Annotated in this window: 1 protein-coding gene; it reads left to right on the top strand. The window is 70.0% G+C overall.

The window, feature by feature from the left end; all coding sequences use genetic code 11:
• Window positions 1–1,786 (top strand): 2-oxoacid:acceptor oxidoreductase subunit alpha (locus tag MTQ10_RS30150; protein WP_247473770.1); only part of this gene is annotated, 1,786 nt, incomplete at both ends.

Here is a 1,786-nt window from a genome sequence, read left to right as displayed (position 1 = left end):
TTCGCGGGGGACTCGGGTGACGGTATGCAGCTCACCGGCGACCGGTTCACCTCGGAGACGGCGTCGTTCGGCAACGACCTGTCGACGCTGCCGAACTTCCCCGCCGAGATCCGCGCCCCCGCCGGCACGCTGCCCGGTGTCTCCAGCTTCCAGCTGCACTTCGCCGACCACGACATCCTCACCCCCGGCGACGCGCCGAACGTGCTCGTCGCGATGAACCCCGCGGCTCTCAAGGCCAACGTGGGCGATCTGCCGCGCGGCGCGGAGATCATCGTCGACACGGACGAGTTCACCAAACGGGCGATGCAGAAGGTCGGCTACGAGACCTCGCCGCTGGAGGACGGCTCCCTCGACGGATACAGCCTGCATCCGGTGCCGTTGACGACGCTGACGGTGGAGGCGCTGAAGGAGTTCGACCTGTCCCGCAAGGAGGCCGAGCGCAGCAAGAACATGTTCGCGCTGGGGCTGCTGAGCTGGATGTACCACCGGCCCACCGAGGGCACCGAGCAGTTCCTGAAGCAGAAGTTCGCGAAGAAGCCGCAGATCGCCGAGGCGAACATCGCCGCGTTCCGGGCGGGCTGGAACTTCGGCGAGACCACCGAGGACTTCGCCGTCTCCTACGAGGTCGCCCCCGCCGCCACCGCCTTCCCGGTGGGCACCTACCGCAACATCTCCGGCAACCTCGCCCTCGCCTACGGGCTGATCGCCGCCTCCCACCAGGCCGACCTGCCGCTGTTCCTCGGCTCCTACCCGATCACCCCGGCCTCGGACATCCTGCACGAGCTGAGCCGGCACAAGAACTTCGGCGTGCGCACCTTCCAGGCCGAGGACGAGATCGCCGGCATCGGCGCCGCGCTCGGCGCCGCCTTCGGCGGCTCCCTCGCCGTGACCACCACCTCCGGCCCCGGCGTCGCCCTGAAGTCCGAGACCATCGGCCTCGCCGTCAGCCTGGAACTGCCGCTCCTCGTCGTGGACATCCAGCGCGGCGGACCCTCCACCGGCCTGCCCACCAAGACCGAACAGGCCGACCTCCTCCAGGCCATGTACGGCCGCAACGGCGAGGCGCCCGTCCCCGTGGTCGCGCCGAGAACCCCGGCGGACTGTTTCGACGCGGCGCTGGAGGCGGCCCGGATCGCGCTCACCTACCGCACGCCGGTGATGCTGCTGTCGGACGGCTATCTGGCCAACGGTTCCGAGCCGTGGCGCATCCCCGAGATCGACGAGCTGCCGGATCTGCGGGTGCAGTTCGCGCAGGGCCCGAACCACACGCTGGACGACGGTACGGAGGTGTTCTGGCCGTACAAGCGCGACCCGCACACCCTGGCCCGCCCCTGGGCCGTCCCCGGCACCCCCGGCCTCGAACACCGCATCGGCGGCATCGAGAAAGAGGACGGCAGCGGCAACATCTCCTACGCCCCCGCCAACCACGACCGCATGGTCCGCCTGCGCCAGGCCAAGATCGGCGGCATCGACGTCCCCGACATCGAGGTCGACGACCCCGACCACGCCACCGCCCTCGTCCTGGGCTGGGGCTCCACCTACGGCCCCATCACCGCCGCCGTACGCCGACTGCGCCGCGCCGGCATCCCCATCGCGCAGGCCCACCTGCGCCACCTCAACCCGTTCCCGGGCAACCTCGGCGAGGTGCTGAGGTCGTACGACAAGGTCGTGATCCCGGAGATGAACCTCGGCCAGCTCGCCACGCTGATCCGGGCGAAATACCTGGTCGACGCCCGCTCGTACAACCAGGTCAACGGCATGCCGTTCAAGGCGGAACAGCTCGCCG

The sequence above is a fragment of the Streptomyces sp. XM83C genome, assembly GCF_023072675.1.
Taxonomy (GTDB): domain Bacteria; phylum Actinomycetota; class Actinomycetes; order Streptomycetales; family Streptomycetaceae; genus Streptomyces; species Streptomyces thermocoprophilus.
The sequence above is the reverse complement of the archived record's forward strand: the minus strand, read 5'-3'. Positions and strand labels throughout refer to the sequence as shown.